Source organism: Olivibacter sp. XZL3 (assembly GCF_004368405.1).
Lineage (GTDB): Bacteria > Bacteroidota > Bacteroidia > Sphingobacteriales > Sphingobacteriaceae > Olivibacter.
This window is the reverse complement of the sequence record NZ_SBJH01000010.1, coordinates 81395-103078: the sequence shown is the minus strand read 5'-3', so window position 1 is coordinate 103078 and position 21684 is coordinate 81395. Positions and strand designations below refer to the sequence as shown.

The following is a 21684-nucleotide window of genomic DNA, read 5'->3' as shown; positions in this document are numbered from 1 at the left end:
ATGGAAAATTTGAAAAATCAGGTGGTATTAACACAGGAAGATTACAACGTCCTCATTAAACATGTAAGACCTTCCAATGACCCCAAGCAGATGATGTCACTCGCTTACGAGTTGGGGCGAGCTAAAGTTTTGAAAAAAGAAACCATTGAAAAAGAGCGCGTAAAGCTAAATTCTCTTGTCAAAATCCAAGATCTCGACAACCAACGTGTAATGACCTTCCGTATCGTGGCTCCTGAATTAGCAGATGTAAAAGCGCAAAAAATATCCGTGTTGACTCCCATGGGTTCTGCCCTTATTGGATTTAAAGAAGGCGATCAAGTAGCATGGAAAATGCCTGCGGGAATCAAAAAATATATCATCTTGGACGTCAGTTAATGATAAGCATTCACCGCATTGATGAAGCCGAGGAAACGTTCTCTACGTTCAGTTTGTTCATTCTTTTCCTTGGCTTACTACCCGTTGCTTAAATTTGTATATTACTTGAGACTTCTTGTTTCTTAGTAACTCGATCGCTTATGGAACGTCTTTGCCGTGATTGCAACATGCCCTTATTTGGTCGTTCAGATAAAAAGTTCTGCAACGATGCCTGCCGAAGTAACTTCAACAATAAGTTGAAAAAGCACGATCCAAACTATATTCGCCGGATAAACACTATACTGAAAAAAAACAGGCATATTATGATGCACCTCAATCCCGACGGAAAGAAAAAGGTCCTAAAAGCGGACCTCTCTCACATGGGATTCGACTTTAAGCACCACACACATGTGCTCGACACCGCTAAAGGTACCAGATATTACTTTTGTTATGAATATGGCTACCTATTGATCAAACAAGAAGAAATCCTTTTAGTAAAAAATGAGTCCTTAATCAACGGCTAGTTTTTATCGGCCCTCTGGCTGCTTTCTTCAGCCACATAACCCAACGCGCCCACGGCCACGGCTACTGTAGCCAGCGCCGCACCTTGGCCCTTCGTTTCCTTATTGAAAAAAGTATCGCCTCGTTTACTGCGGAACCCTAGCAAATTATTCGGTTCGATCGTAAGCTTGGTAATCTGATCTACATAGAACTTTTGTTCAAAAATCATGGGCCGCGGCTTATCCGTGTTATCTTGCACGTAGAGTGTGAGGTAGCTCCGGAATGCCAACGGTGTGTTCTCTTGGCTATAATCCCGCACCTTGATCTTCTTCACTGTTCCTTCGGTAGTCGCCAATGCGGCACTTTGATAGCTCGAATCGGCAATCCCTTCATAGAATAAATTAGCGAGTTTCAGTTTTGTCTGTTCCACTTTAGCCTTCGGCGGCACAAAGGTAAGTCCTCTTGGAATCGTCGCCGTTCCATCAAAGGTTCCTTCACCTCTTGACTGCCGCCAATCATAAACAGTACGGTAATTACTCGAAGAAGTACGCCCATTAATCACGAGGTTGTCGCCCATATAGCTCGTTGCCTGATCACCTACAATTAAGGCCGATCGCTGCCAATCGATGTAGAGAGGCACGTCCATTTTATTAAACACATCAATTGTGACAGGCGCATCCTCTCCGAAAAAATTATAAGCTATTCTTACCGAATCATTTTCAAAGGTGAACACCCCGGTTTCTTCATTTTTCCCAAGATCGGGGCTATTTAACTTACTGACGTAATAAGTTGAACAGGAAGACAATAGAAAGACTAACGCTAAAAGAGAAAAAAGCCGATTCATAAATATAAGATTTAATAACAAGTATTTGATTGCTTATTTGACTCCCTTTTACTACTTTAGTTTAAATACCATGGGATATAAAATGAAACTTCACTTTTTGGCGGTCCTTCTCATAGCTTTTCAACTAGTATACATTACAACGACCTATGGACAAGAAACAAGACCAGACACTTTGTTGCAATTACCGGCTGCTTCGGTGCGGGCCTACCTGCGTACCCAACCCTATCTTGAAGTTTCCAGTTCCATAGGGTTAATAGATAAAGAGCTCCTTAATTTACAGCAAGGCAATACCCTGCTACCCGCTCTCAACACCATTCCGGGCGTACGGATGGAAGAGCGGTCACCCGGCAGTTACCGCCTTTCCATCAGAGGGAGCTTGCTGCGGTCGCCCTTCGGTGTCCGGAATGTAAAAATCTATCTGGACGAGATTCCGCTCACTGACGCTAGCGGCAATACGTATTTGAATTCCATCGACCCTTTCGCCATTTATAACATGACGATCTTAAAGGGCCCGGATGGCAGCCTCTATGGTGCCAATTCGGGAGGAGTGGTCATCATGACACCTAACGGATTGCAGACCAATGAATCGGCAAGCTGGAGTTTAAGGGAAAGCCTCGGCTCTTATGGCCTGTTTCATCACCACCTCGCAGGTAACCAAAAAGTCAGTGATAAATATAAGATCGGACTGGATTACGCATACCAGGAAGGAAATGGCTACCGCGAAAACACCGCAAATCGTCGACATTTTATACAAACTGCCCAACGCTTTAAGTATACCGATAAAAATGAGCTGCGGTTTATCGGTTTATACTCAAGTATGTTCTACAGAACGCCGGGCGGACTTACAGAAAGTCAATATCTTGAAAACCCGAAACAAGCGCGGCCTTCGGCGGGACCTAACCCGGGCGCAGTGGAACAACAAGCCGCTATTTACAACAATACCCTTTTGGGCGGACTGGTTCATGAGGCGAACTTAACCGCCAATCTGAAACATGTGTTATCGATTTTCGGTTCCTACACCGACTTCAAAAATCCGTTTATTACGAACTATGAAAAGAGATACGAGCATAATTATGGTTTGCGCTCTTACCTCTCCTACACACATCAAAGTCAAAACATGTTTTCATGGCAAGCAGACGCTGGAGTAGAATGGCAGCAAGGGAAAGCAGATATCCTAAACTTCGACAATAATCAGGGCGTGCAGGGAGGTGAACAAGCGGGAGATGCCCTTAAAAATTACCAGCACTTTTATTTCGTTCGCCTCGCGGGCAATTTTGCACAACGACTAAACGTTGAGGCGGCCCTCAGTCTAAATTATTTCAAATACGCTTACAAGAGTCTCTTTCCGGAGGCCACTAATCAATTCCAAACAGTCGGTTTTGATCCCACGTGGATGCCCCGACTGGCGGCTTCCTATTTAATTACACCGACAGTCAGTTGGCGCGCGTCCGTTGGCAGAGGCTTTTCTCCTCCTACATCCGCCGAAGTAAGGTCCTCCGATAAAATCATTAACACTGAGCTGCAGCCCGAGACCGGTTGGAACAAAGAAACCGGCATCAGATGGCAAAGTCCGACAAACCGTATCCAGGTGGACATTTCCGCATTCACTTACCGCATGCAGGATGCTATTGTCAGACTCAGTAATGAAAACGGAGAAGAGTTTTTCACGAACGCAGGAGGCGTTAAGCAGCGTGGACTTGAAGCGGCTGTCAACGCCTGGATTTTACAGCCTAGCACAGATCGATTTGTGAACGGACTGCGTCTTTCAAGCAGTCTCACCTGGAGCCATTTTAGATTCGCTGGGTACCGCGACAGCGATAACGACTATTCAGGAAACAAACTCACCGGCGTACCGGGAGAGGTTCTGGTAAGCGGGATGCATCTACTTTTCCCCAAAAAAATCGGTCTGTATCTGCAACATAATTATACCGCATCCATTCCCTTAAACGATGCAAATACAGCCTATGCAAAACGATACCACCTAATACAGGGTAAAATCACTTGGGAAAAAGGGCTTTTCAGAACCACGACACTACAGCTATTCGGCGGGATCGACAACCTATTGAATGAGACCTATAGCTTAGGCAATGACATCAATGCCTTCGGCGGTCGTTATTACAATGCAGCGATGCCACGCAATTATTACTTCGGTCTTTCTTGCTTTATTTAGCTCGGGCGCTATCGTTCGCACAACTCGTAAAGGAAGCAAAAAGGATCTGTACGACTATTGACAGCTGGCAACAGGCCGATTGCTGATTTATTTGGCCAAATACCTTTCAATCAGTTCAGCAACTTTTTTTGAGGCGCCCGGCTTGCCCATGACATCTCTTAACCGTTTGTAGGCAGCTAACATTTTCAAGCGATGAGTCCCATCATTTAACAAAAGATTCAATTCATTTGCTATGTAACGGTAATTGGCGTCCTCTTGGATAAGCTCTTTTACTACTTCTTCATCCATGATCAAATTAACCAAGGAGATGTACTTTACTTTTATCACTCTTCTGCCTATGGCAATGGAGATGGGATTAGCCTTATATACCACCACCTGTGGAATATCCAACAGGGCAGTTTCCAAGGTAGCCGTTCCACTTGCAACAACCGCGGCTTCCGAATGCTGCAAAAGATTATATGTCTCATCAAAAATAACTGGCAAGTCGTGGCCTCCTATATATGCATCGTAATACCCTTTATCAAAGTTGGGGGCTCCCGCTATGACCATCTGATGTCCAGGAAAGAGATTAACAAGCTTCACCATCTCCGGCAGTAGCTTACTGATTTCCATCTTTCTGCTCCCCGGCAATAGCGCTATCAATTTTTTGCCTTCTAAACCATGCCTTATTTTGAATGTCGAGTCTGAATGGTGTAATGCAACGGCGTCCAATAAAGGATTTCCCACGTAATCCACTTTCATATCCCACTGCTTATAAAAATCGACCTCAAAAGGCAAGATGCAAAACAGGTGGTCAACAATGCGCTTAATCGTTTTTACCCTACCCGTATTCCAAGCCCAAACTTTCGGAGAGATGTAATAGAAAACCTTAATATCATGGTGTTTCGCAAAGGATGCAATCTTCAAGTTAAATCCCGGGAAATCGATCAGAATCAATACGTCTGGCCGATAAGCCAGCAGATCTTCTTTAACAGTTCGTAAATTCTTAGCGATGCTTTTTATATTTAGCAACACTTCAATGAAGCCCATAAATGACATGTCGCGTACATGCAACATCGCTCGCTCTCCGCAGGCCTGTTCCATACGATCGCCGCCAACGATGCGAAATTGAGCATCGGCACCCTGCCGTTTTCGCAGCTCCTCTATTAAACGAGCGCCGTGTAAATCACCGGAGCTTTCTCCTGCAATAACATAATATTTCATAGACATTCAATCCTAAAGACTTCGCCTTCATCTAAGCGCTTACACCGCCTTTAAAATACAACAATAGGATGAGCCCCACAAAAGTTATCCCCATAATACCTCCGCCGGTACGCGATGCTTGCTGTTTATAATAATACCTCACCAATAGCAGGTTAACAGCACCGCCAATTGCATACAAAGTAAGCGGCTTGTCCGCAAATCGATGCCCCAAGGAAGTAAATTCCGTAAATAAAAAAGCAATTAACGGAGCAACAGCACCTAATAAAACACCGAGTAATAGACTATTTTTCTTTAACATATACAATCAGCTAGCAAACTTTGCCTTAGCGGCATGGGCTTTTGCTTCCCATTCATCAGCGCAGCGCTCCTATTATTAGCCCACACTTAAAACCTAACTAATACCTAAAACTTATAACCGAACAAGTTACACATCAAATGACCAGGAATTCAATTGTGGGATCGCATGATGCGCAGTCATATCGAATTGAACAGGCACCAGCGACACGAAATCATGACTGAGCGCCCACACATCGGTATCTTCGCCTCGATCGTTTGACACAAATTTACCGGTTAGCCAGTAATATGGGCGATGGTAAGGATCTATCCGCTCGTCAAACTCTTCTGCCCATTTTGCGTCCGCCTGTCGACACACCTTGATCCCTTTTATCTGCCCTTGCGGAAAATTTACGTTCAACAAGGTTCCAAGCTGCAGTCCGTTTTTCAAAACCTGGCTTGCAATCTCCCGTACATAAGGTCGACAGTTTTCAAAATCAGCTTCGAATGTATGATCATCATAAGAAAATCCAACGGAGGGAATCCCTTCTATAGCGCCTTCAACAGCGGCCGACATGGTGCCGCTATACAATACATTAATCGAGTTATTCAAACCATGATTTATCCCTGACACACAAAGGTCGGGCTTCCTCCCCTTAAAAATCTTATTAACAGCCAGCTTCACGCAGTCTACCGGCGTGCCGGAACATCGATACATTTCTACATTCGGATAAATATTTACGGGGTCAACCCGAAGCGGTTTACCAATGGTTATTGCATGTCCCATGCCTGACTGCGGACTTTCCGGGGCAACGACCGTTACTTTTCCCAAAGTTTGCATCTCCTCCATGAGTACTTTAATACCGGGAGCGGTGATTCCATCATCGTTTACAACGAGAATGGTGGGTTTTTGCTTTGTCATGTTGCGAAGATACTAAAACCGCGTCTATAATAAGCACGGGTTTTTAATAAGGAAGAACCGATCAGTCGAGAACGGCATCGATGCTTTCAAGCGCGAATTTCAAGTGCGAATCCGTCTGCTCTGAAGCAGCAAATAAAAAGGGAGAACGATGTTGAACACCGTTCTCCCTTTAATAATCTATTGGTGGAAATGTTTAAAGGCTGTTTAACCAATCGACAACTTCGTCTCTTGTTTTTCCGGTCTTTTTCTGCAAGCGACCGATTAATTCATCTTCCTTTCCCTCCTCGTACATCAAATCATCGTCCGTTAAATCGGCGTAACTTTGTTTTGCCTTACCTTTTACTTCGTTCCACATTCCTTTTAACTTCAAATTGCTCATTTTAACTCGTTTTTAATAGGTAAACAATCTTGTTCGTTTATTAATTAAACAACGGTAAAGAGCGATTGTTTGGCGAAAAAAGTAAAGAAATCGGAGCGGGTCTACTGCGAATCTGTTAACCGCGCAAGGCTTCCGCGCCCTTTTTAATTTCTTCTACCACTTCCGGATCTAACAGGGTCGTAGTGTCGCCAAGATTAGAAGTATCACCCTCGGCGATTTTACGAAGAATACGTCTCATAATCTTTCCCGATCTTGTTTTCGGCAAACCGCTTACGAATTGGATTTTCTCGGGCTTTGCGATAGCACCTATAATGCGGGAAACGGTTTTGTTGATGTCGCCACGCATCAAGTCCGCATCCTTTAAATGCTCCCCGGCCACCACAAAAGCATAAATGCCTTGTCCTTTGATCGCATGCGGATAGCCGACCACTGCCGACTCCACTACATCGCTATGACGGTTTATGGCATCCTCCACTTCGGCGGTTCCTATACGGTGTCCCGAAACATTTAGCACATCGTCCACCCGACCGGTGATACGATAATAACCGTCCTTATCTCTTAAACAACCGTCACCGGTAAAATACATATTTTCGTAGGTGGCAAAATAAGTCTTCCGGCAACGCTCGTGATCGCCATAAGTCGTTCTCAACATACCTGGCCAAGGAAACTTAACACACAGGTTACCGCTTACCCCATTTCCTTCGATTTCCTTTCCGTTCTCATCCATCAAGGCTAATTGGATTCCCGGTTGCGGGAACATCGCATAACCTGGAATCGTCGGTGTAATTCCGGCAATCGGACTGATAATAAAACCGCCCGTTTCTGTTTGCCAATAGGTATCGACAATAGGAGCCTTCCCATGTCCGATTTTCTCATCAAACCACTTCCAAGCCTCCTCATTAATTGGCTCCCCAACAGACCCTAAAGTTTTGATGGTGCTTAAGTCTTTGTCTTTTACGTAATCGTCACCAAACCCCATTAACGAACGGATAGCTGTAGGCGCTGTGTACACAATGTTGACCTTGTACTTTTCTACGATATCCCAAAGTCTTCCAGCATCCGGATAAGTTGGAATCCCTTCAAACATCAAGGAAGTTGCGCCTTGCGACAAGGGGCCATAAAGGATGTAGGAATGGCCGGTAATCCAACCGATATCGGCTGTACAGAAGTAGACATCTCCCCGTTCGTATTGAAAGGTGTTGGCAAATGTGTATCCGGTATAAACCATGTATCCACCACAGGTATGAACGACTCCTTTCGGACTACCTGTAGAGCCGGATGTATATAATATAAACAGCACATCCTCCGAATCCATCTCTTCGGCCGGGAAGTGCGGGTTGCCTTGTGTTTCTACCTTTTTAATCTCATCTTCCCACCATACATCTCTTCCCTTGATCATAGAAACCGCCGTGCGAGTGCGGGTCAAAACAATTACCTTTTCAACCGATTTACATTGTCCCAACGCATCATCTACAATATCTTTTAATTCGATGACTTTCGTACCTCTAAAGCTGCCATCCGCTGTAATCACTAACTTGCACTGCGCATCGTTGATCCGATCAGCAATCGATTGAGCAGAAAACCCACCAAATACTACCGAGTGAATGGCTCCAACGCGGGCACAAGCTAGCACTGCTATCGCCAACTCGGGCACCATTGGCAGGTAAATACAGACCCTATCTCCCTTCTCAATGCCGTTGTTTTTTAATACATTGGCAAACTGCTCCACGTTGAATAATAATTGCTTATAGCTTAAAACACGATAGTTTTCGTTTGGATCATTGGGTTCCCAGATGATAGCCGGCTTGTCGCCTAACTCTGCAATGTGCCTATCTAGGCAGTTTTCGGTGATATTCAACTTTCCGCCTTCAAACCACTTTACATCCGGATCCTTAAAATTCCAGCTCAGCACCTTATCCCAAGGTTTCTTCCATTTAAAGGTTTCAGCTATACCGGCCCAGAACTCTTCTGGTCGTTCTACACTTTTTTTATAAACTTCCTTATAATCTTCAAATGATTTGACTCTTAAAAGACTCATAATGTTGTTGTGTTTATATGTTGTTAATTTATTGATATACTGTTATTCTACACCGTGCTTAAATCACCCCCGCACCTTAAACAACTAAGCAAGAAGTAGTTGAATATTAGCTAATAATGTACGGGTAGAAAATGGCTTTAACATATACTGATCAACCCCCAAGCTGGCAGCACGCTCAATATCTGCATCTCTCCCCTTTGCCGACAAGATAATGATCTTTATTTGTTTAAACAATGGTTTTGATTTTAGATATTGAACCACACCAAAACCATCCACTTTAGGCATTCTGATGTCCAGAACGACCAGTAAAGGCTGATGTGTTTCTATACTCTCAATCGCCTCTTCCCCGTCGCGCGCAATCAACACGGTATACCCTGCCTTCCTCAATAGAAAGTCGAGGGACAGAACAATATTGGAATCGTCATCTACTATTAATACCTTTTTCATATCAAGTGCACCTTTAATTGGATAAGGGGATATAAAATCGAAAGCTCGTTGCCGCCTTGCCACTTGCTGCTACCCATATGCGCCCTCCGTGCCTTTCCACAATCTTTTTACTGATGGCCAAGCCCAAACCGCTACCCACATGGGCATTGCCCTGATTCGCCTGCGTCGCCTGAAAGAATTTCTCAAACACTTTATCGTACAGTTCTTCTTCAATACCGGCTCCGTTATCAGTCACCTCAAAAACTATTTTTGCCGATTCTTGCCAAACGTTTACGCCTATATGCCCGCTTTGCTGATCGCAGAATTTGACCGCGTTGCTCAGTAAATTGATCATTACCTGCTTTAATAGGTCGATGTCTGCCATTGTTTCTTCCACAATTGCGGGATCTACGGTTACATCAAATTTGATATTACGATCTGCTTTTAATTGGCTTACGGCCCGTACACTTTCCGAAATAAATGCATCCACCCTTAACGGTTGCAAATTAAGACCTTCTTTGATGATATCCAAACGTTCTAGATCAAGCACCTCCGTAATCAACCTACTGAGCCGTTCGATTTCAGAAGTCATAGCCTGTAGAAACTCCCTCCGTTGTTCGTCGTCCAAATCGGGATGATCGTATAATATTTCTGCAAAAGCTCGTATCGACGTGAGCGGAGTTCTTAATTCATGGGTAATCGTATACAGAAATTCGTTCTTTCTTTCGTCGGCTTCCTGTAACTGCTGGTTGGCGGCAGCGAGTGCCTCTGTGGCACGCTTGAGCTGCGCGGTGGTTTCAGTCAACTCTTTATTTAGTGAAATCAACTGCTGCGATTCCCGCACCATTTCCACCACCTCTTGTAAGTCAATATGATGATCGCTACCAAGTGAGGCCATCATGACTTTGGCGGAAGCAGATCCGATAATACCGGAAAGGCGTTGTTCAACGAAGTAATAAAAGGATCGGTTGCCCAAGGGAGCCAGGTTGTCGGAATGCTGTTGCTGAAACTCCTTAAAAAGTTTAACTGTTTCGGCCTTGCCGAAAAAGGTCTCCAACAAAGTACTCAGCGGTCCCCTCTCACTGTACAAAGCCTCCGTTTCCGCACCTTTGTCGATCATAAGCGGATCGTCTGCTCCTTTGCTTTCTGTTCCCCGGACAAAGGTCGGATAATATTTAAATACCTCTACAAAAAGCTCTGCCTGAATCGTTTCCAACGCATCCTTCTTAGTATAGACAGACACGGCAATGAAGGACAGCAAGTTTAACGTCATACTCCAAAAAACCGCATGTGGGATAGTGTCTAGTGTCGTCAAACCAAATAGAGAAGCAGGTTTTAAAAAGCTCAAACCGAAGATGCCTTCCTCCACAATTTGCTGCGGTAGCCTGTTAATCTCGACCAGTGACGGCACGATCAAAGTGTAAAACCAAACCAGAAAACCTACAATCAATCCAACTTTTGCTCCTATTTTTGTAGCATCTTTCCAAAACATGCCGATTAATAATGAGGGTGCAAACTGGATGATGGCGACAAACGAAATGTGTCCCAATTCACTGAGTTTAAAACTGTGGGCTATGGAACGGTAATAACCATAAGCCAATATCAGTATCAAAACAATGGAAAATTTCCGAATAGAGCGCAGTCGATCTTGTGCATTTTTCAGCACGAAGCGTTTCAGTGGTTTGATGGCCACGACAAGTGGCATCAATATATTATTGGAGAGCATCACGGCGAGCGCCGTAGTTTCTACGATGATCATTCCGGTAGCTGCAGAGAAGCCGCCTAAGTAAACCAATATAACGATCCAGGGCTGCGAGGCTTTCAACGGTAGTAAAAGCAGGGTGTAATCGGCATCATAGGATTGCCCATCGAAATACAAAAAGCCAGCTAGTGCAATCGGCAGTACAAAAAAGTTAATAATCAATAAATAAATCGGAAAAATCCACATGGCTTTGTCCACCTGCTTTTCGTGAATATTCTCTACTACCCCAAGCTGAAATTGCCTTGGCAGCAGTAATACGGCAAAAAAGGCCAGCACAGTCATGGAAAACCAATTGATATAACTATTATCCTTAGACAAAGCAGTCAGCTGCGGGTAAACAGGCAAATCAATTCCCCTGGAAAAAATATCGTCCAGTCCGTTAAACAGGCCATAGCAAATAAAAATTCCCGCTGTTAGAAATGCCATTAATTTGACGATTGATTCGAAAGCTACGGCGGTAACCATCCCGATGTGTTGCCGCGTAGAATCAATGTGCCGATTGCCGTAAATCAGCACAAAAACGGCCAAAAAAATAGTGATGTAAAGGGGAATGTACGCCGTGCTTCCAATAAGGGCATAATCAGAAAGCACAATAGATAAGCTGCTGGCAATCGCTTTTATCTGCAACGAAATGTAGGGTATGACCCCTAATAGGGAAATGACGCTGACCAACACCCCCAAAAAAGAGCTTTTGCCATATCGTGCAGAAATGAAATCGGCAACGGTGCTGATTCCCTGGGTTTTTGAAATCCGGATCATTTTCTTCAAAACAATCCCAAACAAAGGTGCTGCAATCACCGGACCTAAATAGGTTGTGAGAAAATCCAGTCCATCCGTATCGACTCTCCCAATACTGCCATAGAAAGTCCAAGCCGAACAATAAACCGCTAAAGACAATGCATATATATACGGACTATGGAAAAAATTTAGGTAGCGTTTTTTATGTTTCTCGGCCCAATGAGCAATACCGAACAGTAACAACAGATAGGAGAAAGAAATACCTATGATCATCCAACCTGTCATAACTATCAACCAATACTATTTTAAAACCATCCAAATCATAAAAACGACGACAAACCAGCAAACAAAAATATACGCATACAGAGAAGGTAAGCCGAAAAACAACGTGTTGGCACTTATCCCTGACAATAAAGGAAAATTGAACAACAATATCCCGATGAACGAGATAAGTACCAACTGGTAATTCTTTCGTTTCTGCTTATCCATTCGTTTTACATGCGGTCTTCACTATACTCGCCGATTAACGCATAATACCCAAATATAATCAGGCCTCCAGTTATCAAGGGCGCCAGAATAAAGGTGTAGATAATCGCAGGGACCAAGTCGTCCGGATTATCACTTTGAAATTGGGGAATAGCCTGACTTACCAGCAAGTAATAACCTGCCGCGAGGCCCAATAGCATCCATACAATCCCTAAAATTCTTTTTAAAGCTTCCATATAATTCTCTTGATGAGAGAGATCACTTAACTGATATCTCTTTTTTTGTTACTTATATATAATAAACCAATACAAAAACTCACGCTGGCAATGATTATAGGGTACCACAAACCCGCCAGATAGGGCTTATCAACAGGTAAGGCATTACCCGCAGCGGCGGCGGCATCGTTCAGAGCCTGCGATTTGGCAACCAAGTACGTTGCTACGGCCGGGAGCAAGCCACCAAAAATACCATTCCCGATATGATAGGGCAAAGACATCGATGTATAGCGAATCTTCACCGGGAACATCTCCACCAGAAAGGCCGCTATGGGTCCGTACACCATAGTTACATAAAATACCAGCACGAAACAGAGCGATACGATGGTCCAAAAACTACTATTTCCCAAGTGGATACTTCTACTGGTATCGATCTTCGGACCCGCATCTAGCGCGTTTTGATCAAAGCGTTCCCGCTTGATTTCCTTCAACGAACTGCCATCACTAAAATTACTGATCAGGGTAGTGGTCCGTATCCGCTCGCCCGTCTCTTCATCCACCGCTTCTTTCACCACCGGCTGTTCCTTTCCTATCTCCACCTTATTAGCAGGATCTGCAGCATGATAAATCTTGTCGAAGATCGGGCGATACGTAAATACAGCAATCAGCATCCCACTTAGCATGACGGCCTTCCGACCGATCTTGTCGGACAACCATCCAAAGAAAACGAAGAAACCCGTTGCTCCTAGTAAGCCGGCACCGATCATGTAGTTCGTTTGGTCGAAATCCACCTTACATACATTCTGTAGAAAGGAAAGGGCATAAAACTGGCCGGCATACCAAACCACGCCCTGGCCCATGGCTGCGCCGAATAAAGCCAGCAATACGAACTTAAAATTATAACGTTTTCCAAAGGATTCTTTAAGCGGGTTACTGCTGGTCTTACCCTCGGCTTTTGCTTTCTTGAACAGTGGAGATTCTTCCATGTTTTTACGGATAAAATACGAGATTACCACCATCACGATGGAGATGAGAAAAGGCACCCGCCAACCCCAATCTTGAAAAGCTTCGTCTGACATCAAGCTTTTCGTGAGCATAATCACTCCCAGGGAGATAAAAAGACCGAAAGTTGCCGTCGTTTGTATCCATGATGTCCGGAATCCCCGCTTATCCGGTTCTGAATATTCCGCAACGTAGGTAGCCGCTCCCCCGTATTCACCGCCAAGGGCTAATCCCTGCAATAAGCGAAAGGCAAGCACCAAAACCGGCGCTGCGAAACCGATCGTCTCATAGCCCGGTACTAAGCCGATAGCGAACGTAGATAACCCCATAATTAATAAGGTAATAAGAAAGGTATACTTCCGCCCTACGATATCACCCAAACGGCCAAAAAACAAAGCCCCGAAAGGACGCACCACGAAACCCGCCGCAAAGGTAGCCAAGGTGGAGAGAAACGCCGCTGTGGGATTATCGGCCGGAAAAAATTTAGTAGAAATAACGATTGCGAGGCTTCCGAAAATATAAAAATCGTACCACTCGATGAGCGTTCCTAAGGATGAAGCGCCGATCACTTTCCATAAGGTTCTGTTATCGACTTTTTTGTAAGACACTTGTTGTTCCATCATATTTATTTGGTATTTATAATTGATCGTTGATTATTATTAACATCTAATTGTTAGAGGTAAATCTGCAACTGTAAAATCCACTCCCCTTTTCTTTGAAACCGATATCCCTCTTCGGTAAAGAGCTGCCGACTCGCATATTGCGCAGTTATTTTAGCATTTTGGCCGTCCAGCAATAAATTAGCCCCCATATCCCAGAAACTGCCACTTTGCCGATGCGCGTCAAATTTTTTATAGGTATAAGCAGCAAAAGGCTGTAGACGCGTTTTACTGTTCGCAGAAAATTTAGGTGCAACCCAACCCGCCTGCGTATACCATATCTGGCCAGTCCCTATCATAGCCCGCGCATTTCCGGCCCCTTCCATCGCCTGTTGTCCGGTAAAAGCGGGATCTAAGGTGCCCGTATTCATAATACCGATATGCCGTAAATAATTCGGTCCGAAATTATAATCGTAAAACACGCTATAAGCGGTCAAAGCCATGCGCTTATCCTCCCGCCCAAAGGGTATATCCAAAAAGGCGTCTACCGAAAACAGCCTGATATCGTGTTGCTTAACGGCAGCCTCTGCATCTATACTCCGAGTGCCTTCCGGGTTAATGTAAAAGCCGGCCCCCAAGTTAAATACCCGCTTACTCCCTAGGTAACTACCCACACGGAAAGGAAGCAACTGCGATTCTGCTTCTAAGAACTCCCAATCAAAATAACCTCCATATCCCGGCTTACCCGTATTATGATCAACTGCCACATTTTCAGCCGTAGGATCCATATTGGTCGCAAAAGGTTTATTTAAACTCACCTGATACCAAAGTCTGGATAATTTGCCCTTTGCGTAAAAGCCAAACTGCCGCGCAAACTGGTCGGACTGCTCAATCAATGGCCAGTTAAAAATGGGTGCATCTACGGCTAAAAAGTTCAAGGTGGAGGCGGAAGTCATCCGAGATAAACCCGACCAATAATGAAGACCACCACCAATATAGAACGTATAGTTGTTCGATGTACCCTTTAGGGGATTTTTATCCGGTACGACGGCATATTCATTCCAAACATCATGAAAAAAAACGCCCGGTTTCTTACCCTGACCATAGGCACCTGTTCCACTTGCACCCGACGCCCCACCATTTACAAAGGTTTGGTTGTTTATTCCAAAATGAGATAAAATCATGTACCGGGGAGATATCTGCGCATAAGCCAGAAAACGTAATCGGCGTGCCCCGATATCCCAAGCCCGGTCGGCCGCAACACCGTTTTGCATCGTACCGGGGTTATTTGCGCCGCTGCGGGCCCATATCTGGTTCCAGATAAGAAAACGGACATACTTCTCTCCCTCCTCGTCGATGTTTACTTTCAGTCCAGGCCCGTAAATATCTGAACCTTGTGCATAGACATCTATTGTGAAAATAGTAAGGATTCCGCATGTAACGACTATTCGGCTTATCAAAGTTTTCATGGTCAATAGTCAATTGGTTAACAAATCATCAAAACACAATGGCTGTACGTCGCGCTAATGTTATATCGAAATACGGAATCCCCTTTCTGAAATCCAAAAAAGCTATATATACCTGTTAAGAAACTATAGTTACCAATGATCGTTTTGGTATAAAAAGGATAATAATTTGGCTTACACCAATAATTAATCACGAAAGCGATCCCATTTTATCAGCATATACTTATCCCCAAGCTCAGTTAAGATCATGCCCCGGTTTGTCAGGTTCTTGGGGTCGGCAAAGAACTCAACGACCTCACTGTGACGCATAATTCGGTAGGTCGCGCGGAAATGGGAATGAGAGGGCCGACTGATCCCATATTGTTTAACCCAGTTCATGACAGAAACGTGGCTAACACCCAAAATATGTTCAATTTCGCGGTAACTGACGCCCTCTAGATACAATTGAAGCGCCTTCGTTACGTAATACGCATCGATCTTTTTCCCTGGCTTCTGCACCGAAAAAAAGTAATTGCAGCTTTTACAGCGATAGCGTTGGCGATTATTGACATAACCACTTTTCACATAAGCTTCGCTGAAACACCGTGGACAATTTATGGCTACCGACATATCTTTGATGTATATATAGTAAATTACCATAAATATAGTATTTTAGCAGATATAGTCGGTAAAAATAGATCACTTCCTGTGTATCATCACCGTAAGAAAAAAATCATAAAAAAAAACACTTGCATAAGAAAAAACATTTTCGGATATTTGCACACTCTTTGAGAAACTGATTTTTAAAATAGAACGAACAGCATATAGTCATGTCAAGAATTTGTGATTTAACCGGTAAAGCAGCATTGAATGGATATAACGTTTCTAACTCAAACGTTAAAACCAAACGTAAATTTTACCCAAACCTTCAAACTAAGAGGTTCTTTATCCCGGAAGAAAACCGTTGGATTACATTAAAAGTTTCAACATCTGCAATCAAAACCATCAACAAAAATGGTATAACCGCAGTTATTAGTAAGTTCATAAAAAAAGGATACGTTTAGTTTAGCGTTATTAGCATCATAACTATTCATCCTGTAGCAAAAAATATCCCGCAGAATTGCGGCATTTAAGACAAAATAACAATGGCTAAAAAAGGTAATAGAGTTCAAGTAATCTTAGAGTGCACTGAACATAAGGAAAGTGGTATGCCGGGAATGTCTCGTTATATTTCCACCAAGAATAAAAAGAATACCACTGAACGTTTGGAGTTGAAAAAATACAACCCCGTACTTAAAAAAGTAACCGTTCACAAAGAGATTAAATAAATCTTTTGATAACAAGCTCGAAAGGGCATAAAAATAAAAGAAAATGGCTAAGAAAACCGTTGCAACCCTTAAAACCGGTAAAGGTAAAGATTACACGAAAGTAATTACTGCGGTTAGATCACCTAAAACAGGTGCTTATACTTTCAAAGAATTGATTGCTCACAACGACCACATTAAAGACGCGGTAGAAGCTGCAAAAGAAATTGTTGCTGAAAACAACGCTTAAAAATAAGTGAGCTGTGCATGTAAAGAGCCGTTCCGATTTCAGTTGGAAGGGCTTTTTTTTTGAAAGCACCTTGGTTATTAAACACCTCGGCCTCAGCAGCATGAATGCGATCCTTGCACTCGGTTCAAAAGGCCATCAAGAACCTTCATGACACGTTTTACCTATTTGATCCTGCATCGATCATGAAGGTTTTATAGAGGAAATTAGTACCTTTACCAATAAAAACATTGATTCTGGCATCTTAATACTATGGGATTATTCGATTTTTTCAAGAAGAAAGAGCAGACCCCGGAAGCTCAGGAAGCACTAAATAAAGGTCTAGAAAAAACAAAGGAAGGCTTTTTCACTAAAATCACCAAGGCGGTGGTTGGTAAGTCGATGGTTGACGAAGAAGTGCTGGACGATCTGGAAGAGGTGCTCGTGACCTCGGATGTGGGGGTCACTACAACGTTAAAGATCATTGAGCGTATTGAGGACCGCGTTGCTCGCGACAAGTACATCAATACCTCTGAGTTAAATGACATACTCCGTAACGAAATCCAGGAACTCCTTGCCGAAAACAACAGCAACGATTTTGAGAACTTCGAGTACGGCAACCATAAGCCTTATGTCATTATGGTTGTTGGCGTAAATGGCGTTGGCAAAACAACCACCATTGGCAAGCTTGCTCATAAATTGAAACAAGCAGGAAATAAAGTCGTCTTGGGCGCTGCCGACACCTTTAGGGCGGCGGCGGTTGATCAAATTAAGCTCTGGGGAGAAAGAGTAGGTGTTCGAGTAGTGGCGCAAGCCATGGGTTCGGATCCTGCGTCGGTAGCTTTCGATACCATTCAATCGGCTGTAGCAAGTCAAGAGGACGTCGTTATTATCGATACTGCCGGACGCCTGCACAATAAACTTGCCTTGATGAACGAGCTGACGAAAATCAAAAATGTAATGAAAAAAGTAGTTCCGGGAGCACCTCACGAAATACTACTTGTTTTAGATGCATCAACGGGGCAAAATGCGATTGAACAATGTAAACAATTTACCCAAGCCACAGATGTCAACGCGCTGGCATTGACAAAACTCGACGGCACTGCCAAAGGAGGTGTGGTTATTGGTATCTCCGACCAATTTAAAATACCTGTGAAATATATAGGTGTTGGGGAAGGGATAAACGACTTGCAATTATTTAATAAAAAAGAATTTGTGGATTCCCTGTTCAAATAGGGAAAGTGTAGGAATGAAAACGAAAAAGACGAACAACGGCACCTCAACACCACGGGTCAATGTGATTACGCTGGGATGTTCAAAAAACATTCATGACAGCGAAATACTCATGGGACAACTGCGTGGGAACCAGATGGAAGTTGTGCATGAAGCGGATAATATTCACGAAAATGATATCGTCGTTATCAATACCTGCGGCTTTATTGATAATGCCAAACAGGAGTCTATCGACACCATTTTGCAATACAGTGCATTAAAGGACGAAGGGAAGCTCGATAAAGTGATTGTAACGGGTTGTTTGTCGGAACGATATAAACCGGAACTTGAAACAGAAATACCCAATATTGACGCCTATTTCGGTACCAACGACCTACAGCAATTGCTGACAAGTGTAGGGGCCGATTATAAACACGAGCTACTTGGCGAGCGAATGTTAACCACACCTTCCCATTATGCCTATTTTAAAATTGCTGAAGGTTGTAACCGCCCCTGCTCCTTCTGTGCAATACCGTTAATGCGCGGTAAGCATGTATCGAAACCGATTGCCGATTTAGTTAAAGAAGCCAAATACTTAGCCAAAAACGGCACCAAGGAACTGATATTGATTGCACAGGATCTCACCTATTATGGTTTAGATCTATACGGGAAAAGGAACTTGGCAGACCTGCTAAGAAATCTGTCGGACGTCGAAGGTATTGAATGGATTCGCCTACAGTATGCATACCCCTCAGGTTTCCCCATGGATATATTGGACGTAATGAACGAAAGATCTAATATCTGCAATTATTTGGATATGCCTTTACAACATATTTCAGATAATATGCTCAAATCCATGCGCCGAGGTATAACAAAACAAAAAACGATCGATCTGGTGGATGCGATCCGGCAGAAAGTTCCTAATATTGCGCTTCGCACGACCCTGATTTGCGGCTATCCCGGTGAAACAGAACAAGATTTCGCCGAGATGATGGAATGGGTGGAAAACACGCGTTTTGATCGTTTGGGATGTTTTACTTATTCACATGAAGAAAAGACACACGCCCATTCTTTGGAGGATGATATTTCGCAAGAAGAAAAGGAGTCGAGAGTAGAACAAATCATGGAACTCCAACAAGGAATATCCTATGAAATCAATCAAGCGAAGGTGGGAAATACCTATAAAGTGCTTATAGACCGAATGGAAGAAGGTTACTTTGTTGGACGCACGGAATATGATTCGCCTGAAGTGGATAACGAAGTACTGATTCCCGCTAACACCGGCTATACTTCCGTTGGTAGATTCGCCCATGTGCATGTCGACCGGGCGGAGGACTTCGATCTCTATGGGACAATCAAGTCATAAGAATTACTAAATTGACGATAAAAGGACGAAAGGAATCAGTTTTATCGTTTATTATTGTAGGTATATACAAAGCGGACGGCGGACGGCCGACTGCTGAGAGCCTATATAAAACAGATGAAAGCAAGTTATATTAATTACAGCGATACCAATAGTTTTTCGGAAACCCTGCTAGCTTATATAGCGAAAGACAAGAAACTTGCCCCCTTCGTAGGTAATAACCCGGATCTATCAGGCTTTGAAAAACAAATTAACCAGAAAAAGGGGCAAAAAACAGATCGGGCTGTGCTGGTTGACGCGCTAATAGATCAATATAAATCTTTTGAACACCTTTCGCCACAAGTACAAAATAACATCAACTTACTAAAGGAAGAAAACACCTTCACCGTCACAACAGGACATCAGCTAAATATCTTCACAGGGCCTCTTTATTTCATTTTCAAAATCGTAAGCACCATTAAACTGTGTATGCAGTTGAAAGAGAAATTTCCTGATCACAACTTTGTACCTGTTTATTGGATGGCTACCGAAGACCATGATTTTGCCGAAATCAATCATACCCAATTGCAAGGCGAATTGATTAAATGGGATACCCCTGCCCAAGCCGCCACCGGTAGGATGGAAACTTTCTCGATGGCTCGCACCGTAAAGAAATACCAAAGACTACTGGGCTTAAGCCACAATTCGGATCGATTGGCCAAACTGGTCGAAGAAGCTTATCTTCATCAAAAAAACTTAGCCGATGCAACACGCTGTCTGGTAAATGGATTATTTGGCAAATATGGCTTAGTGACCATTGATCCCGATCACCGTGGACTAAAAACCTTGTTTGCTCCTTACATAAAAGAGGATATATTGAACCGGTATAGTTATCAAAATATTGTGCGTACGACACAAGCATTAGAACAAGCTGGCTTCGAAGCCCAAGCGCATGCCCGCGAGATAAACTTCTTTTACTTGACAGATACGTATCGAGAGCGTATTGTCCAAACACCGAACGGAGACTTTGAAGTATTGCACCACAACAAATTTTTCTCAAAAGAAGAATTGGTTAGGGAGATCGAAAACCATCCGGAGCGCTTTAGCCCAAACGTGGTGATGCGGCCGCTTTATCAAGAGATTATTCTACCAAATATCTGTTATATCGGCGGCGGCGCTGAGATTATTTACTGGTTACAGCTCAAAAGTAACTTTGAACACTATCAAGTAGATTTCCCTATTCTGCTTCCCCGTAACTCGGCCATTGTATCCAACGAACATTTAGACTATAAAGTTTTTAGGCTTAATTTAACGTTTAAAAGCCTTTTTAGGGACACAAACGAACTAAAAAGGGAGTACGTCCGCATTCATTCAAAACATCGTCTTAATTTAAACGATGAGTGGTTAGAAATGGAAGCTATTTTTGAACGAATTAAAGACAGGGCCGCTAAAATAGACCCTACCCTGCGCCCAAGCACGGAGGCGGTGAAAGCGCGACTGCATAAGGCGATCAATAACCTGGAGAAAAAGTTCATCAAAGCGGATAAACAAAATTTCGAAGACGCTATATCGCAAATCGACCATATGAAGGAAAAGTTTTTCCCTAATGGCCAACTTCAAGAACGTGTAGAGAATTTCGGTTTACTATACGTAAAATATGGCGATGAGCTAATAAACGATCTACTTAAATTCTTCAATCCTTTGGATATGAAGTTTACGATATTGTATTAGTTTTAGTTACTGCTGATTCGTTGTTGGTTTTCCCCCGAACACTTAGGTTCGATTTTGACCATCCCTTCGGAAAGCAAGCTTTTGAATTTTTACTTTTGAATTTTGAGTTAAAAAATGAACATCGAAGAACTGCGAACCTATTGCCTGAGCAAAAAAGGCGTTACGGAAGGATTTCCTTTCGGTCCGGACACCCTGGTCTTTAAGGTCGGCGGAAAAGTCTTCCTCTTAACCGGTTTGGATGTGCAACCTCTATCTTTCAACGCCAAGTGCGATCCCGAACGGGCGATCGACTTACGCGAGCAATACCCCTTTAGTGTATTTCCCGGCTATCATATGAATAAGAAACACTGGAATACCGTAGAAGCAAACGGAGAACTTTCTCTTCAACAACTCAAAGACCTTATTGACCATAGTTACGAATTGGTTTATAACAAGCTTTCACCTCGGATCAGAAGCACGCTATTGTAACAAACACACATACATATTAACATTTAACATTTTAGGCTAAGGTT

23 protein-coding genes are annotated in these 21684 nt (G+C 43.3%); 11 read left to right on the top strand and 12 right to left on the bottom strand.

Annotated elements, in window-relative coordinates; translation table 11 throughout:
- Entirely contained in the window at window positions 1-375 is a 375-nt protein-coding gene (locus EPX21_RS04160; RefSeq protein WP_134088407.1) for a GreA/GreB family elongation factor, read from the top strand.
- A 302-nt stretch (window positions 376-677) separates the two neighbouring features.
- Window positions 678-878 (top strand): hypothetical protein, encoded by a 201-nt coding sequence (locus EPX21_RS23025; protein ID WP_240768503.1) that lies wholly within the window; start codon window positions 678-680, stop codon window positions 876-878.
- Here EPX21_RS23025 and EPX21_RS04150 read toward each other — a convergent pair.
- On the bottom strand, window positions 875-1699 hold the full coding sequence (locus tag EPX21_RS04150) for a hypothetical protein (protein WP_134088405.1): 825 nt from the start codon (window positions 1697-1699) through the stop codon (window positions 875-877). The genes EPX21_RS23025 and EPX21_RS04150 overlap by 4 nt on opposite strands.
- Window positions 1700-1781: 82 nt before the next feature.
- Here EPX21_RS04150 and EPX21_RS04145 point away from each other — a divergent pair, with 82 nt between their 5' ends.
- Window positions 1782-3869: a TonB-dependent receptor gene (locus EPX21_RS04145; RefSeq protein ID WP_134088404.1), complete on the top strand. Its 2088-nt coding sequence runs from the start codon at window positions 1782-1784 to the stop codon at window positions 3867-3869.
- A gap of 87 nt (window positions 3870-3956) precedes the next feature.
- On the opposite strand, the gene lpxB is transcribed toward EPX21_RS04145, so the two are convergent.
- From lpxB to EPX21_RS04110, 7 genes are all read right to left on the bottom strand, one after another.
- On the bottom strand, window positions 3957-5072 hold the full coding sequence (gene lpxB, locus EPX21_RS04140; protein WP_134088403.1) for a lipid-A-disaccharide synthase: 1116 nt from the start codon (window positions 5070-5072) through the stop codon (window positions 3957-3959).
- 31 nt (window positions 5073-5103) lie between these two features.
- Window positions 5104-5370, bottom strand: coding sequence for a hypothetical protein (locus tag EPX21_RS04135; protein ID WP_134088402.1), 267 nt, complete (start codon window positions 5368-5370; stop codon window positions 5104-5106).
- A 126-nt stretch (window positions 5371-5496) separates the two neighbouring features.
- Window positions 5497-6267: a 5'/3'-nucleotidase SurE gene (gene surE / locus EPX21_RS04130; protein WP_134088401.1), complete on the bottom strand. Its 771-nt coding sequence runs from the start codon at window positions 6265-6267 to the stop codon at window positions 5497-5499.
- Between the two features lie 193 nt (window positions 6268-6460).
- Entirely contained in the window at window positions 6461-6646 is a 186-nt protein-coding gene (locus EPX21_RS04125; RefSeq protein ID WP_134088400.1) for a CsbD family protein, read from the bottom strand.
- 115 nt (window positions 6647-6761) lie between these two features.
- Complete coding sequence (gene acs / locus EPX21_RS04120; RefSeq protein WP_134088399.1) at window positions 6762-8684, bottom strand: acetate--CoA ligase; 1923 nt, start codon at window positions 8682-8684, stop codon at window positions 6762-6764.
- An 84-nt stretch (window positions 8685-8768) separates the two neighbouring features.
- Window positions 8769-9131: a response regulator transcription factor gene (locus EPX21_RS04115; protein WP_134088398.1), complete on the bottom strand. Its 363-nt coding sequence runs from the start codon at window positions 9129-9131 to the stop codon at window positions 8769-8771.
- 13 nt (window positions 9132-9144) lie between these two features.
- Window positions 9145-11883 (bottom strand): sensor histidine kinase, encoded by a 2739-nt coding sequence (locus tag EPX21_RS04110; RefSeq protein WP_166670673.1) that lies wholly within the window; start codon window positions 11881-11883, stop codon window positions 9145-9147.
- On the opposite strand from EPX21_RS04110, the gene EPX21_RS22585 reads away from it, so the two are divergent.
- On the top strand, window positions 11876-12076 hold the full coding sequence (locus tag EPX21_RS22585) for a hypothetical protein (protein ID WP_166670672.1): 201 nt from the start codon (window positions 11876-11878) through the stop codon (window positions 12074-12076). The genes EPX21_RS04110 and EPX21_RS22585 overlap by 8 nt on opposite strands.
- A gap of 28 nt (window positions 12077-12104) precedes the next feature.
- Here EPX21_RS22585 and EPX21_RS04105 read toward each other — a convergent pair whose 3' ends face one another.
- The 4 genes from EPX21_RS04105 to EPX21_RS04090 all read right to left on the bottom strand — a co-directional run bounded on the left by EPX21_RS04105 (window position 12105) and on the right by EPX21_RS04090 (window position 16017).
- A complete protein-coding gene (locus EPX21_RS04105) occupies window positions 12105-12332 on the bottom strand; it encodes a DUF6814 family protein (protein ID WP_134088396.1) in 228 nt (75 codons plus the stop codon).
- 26 nt (window positions 12333-12358) lie between these two features.
- Window positions 12359-13933: an MFS transporter gene (locus tag EPX21_RS04100; protein WP_134088556.1), complete on the bottom strand. Its 1575-nt coding sequence runs from the start codon at window positions 13931-13933 to the stop codon at window positions 12359-12361.
- Between the two features lie 53 nt (window positions 13934-13986).
- Window positions 13987-15381, bottom strand: a complete 1395-nt coding sequence (locus EPX21_RS04095; protein WP_206105992.1) for a hypothetical protein — start codon at window positions 15379-15381, stop codon at window positions 13987-13989.
- Window positions 15382-15564: 183 nt separating this feature from the next.
- Window positions 15565-16017 carry an IS1 family transposase gene (locus tag EPX21_RS04090; RefSeq protein ID WP_134088395.1) on the bottom strand — a complete coding sequence of 151 codons (453 nt, stop codon included), beginning with the start codon at window positions 16015-16017 and terminating at the stop codon, window positions 15565-15567.
- Between the two features lie 170 nt (window positions 16018-16187).
- On the opposite strand from EPX21_RS04090, the gene rpmB reads away from it, so the two are divergent.
- The 7 genes from rpmB (at window position 16188) to EPX21_RS04055 (ending at window position 21640) form a co-directional block, all read left to right on the top strand.
- Complete coding sequence (gene rpmB, locus EPX21_RS04085) at window positions 16188-16421, top strand: 50S ribosomal protein L28 (RefSeq protein ID WP_134088394.1); 234 nt, start codon at window positions 16188-16190, stop codon at window positions 16419-16421.
- A gap of 81 nt (window positions 16422-16502) precedes the next feature.
- Entirely contained in the window at window positions 16503-16685 is a 183-nt protein-coding gene (gene rpmG / locus EPX21_RS04080) for a 50S ribosomal protein L33 (RefSeq protein WP_027379950.1), read from the top strand.
- Between the two features lie 43 nt (window positions 16686-16728).
- The gene (locus tag EPX21_RS04075; RefSeq protein ID WP_134088393.1) at window positions 16729-16911 is read left to right on the top strand and encodes a DUF4295 domain-containing protein; all 183 of its coding nucleotides are present in this window, start codon (window positions 16729-16731) and stop codon (window positions 16909-16911) included.
- 249 nt (window positions 16912-17160) lie between these two features.
- Complete coding sequence (gene ftsY / locus EPX21_RS04070; RefSeq protein WP_134088392.1) at window positions 17161-18123, top strand: signal recognition particle-docking protein FtsY; 963 nt, start codon at window positions 17161-17163, stop codon at window positions 18121-18123.
- A gap of 13 nt (window positions 18124-18136) precedes the next feature.
- Complete coding sequence (rimO, locus tag EPX21_RS04065) at window positions 18137-19465, top strand: 30S ribosomal protein S12 methylthiotransferase RimO (RefSeq protein WP_134088391.1); 1329 nt, start codon at window positions 18137-18139, stop codon at window positions 19463-19465.
- Window positions 19466-19579: 114 nt separating this feature from the next.
- On the top strand, window positions 19580-21172 hold the full coding sequence (gene bshC / locus EPX21_RS04060) for a bacillithiol biosynthesis cysteine-adding enzyme BshC (RefSeq protein ID WP_134088390.1): 1593 nt from the start codon (window positions 19580-19582) through the stop codon (window positions 21170-21172).
- 114 nt (window positions 21173-21286) lie between these two features.
- The gene (locus EPX21_RS04055; protein ID WP_134088389.1) at window positions 21287-21640 is read left to right on the top strand and encodes an MmcQ/YjbR family DNA-binding protein; all 354 of its coding nucleotides are present in this window, start codon (window positions 21287-21289) and stop codon (window positions 21638-21640) included.
- Window positions 21641-21684: the final 44 nt, after the last annotated feature.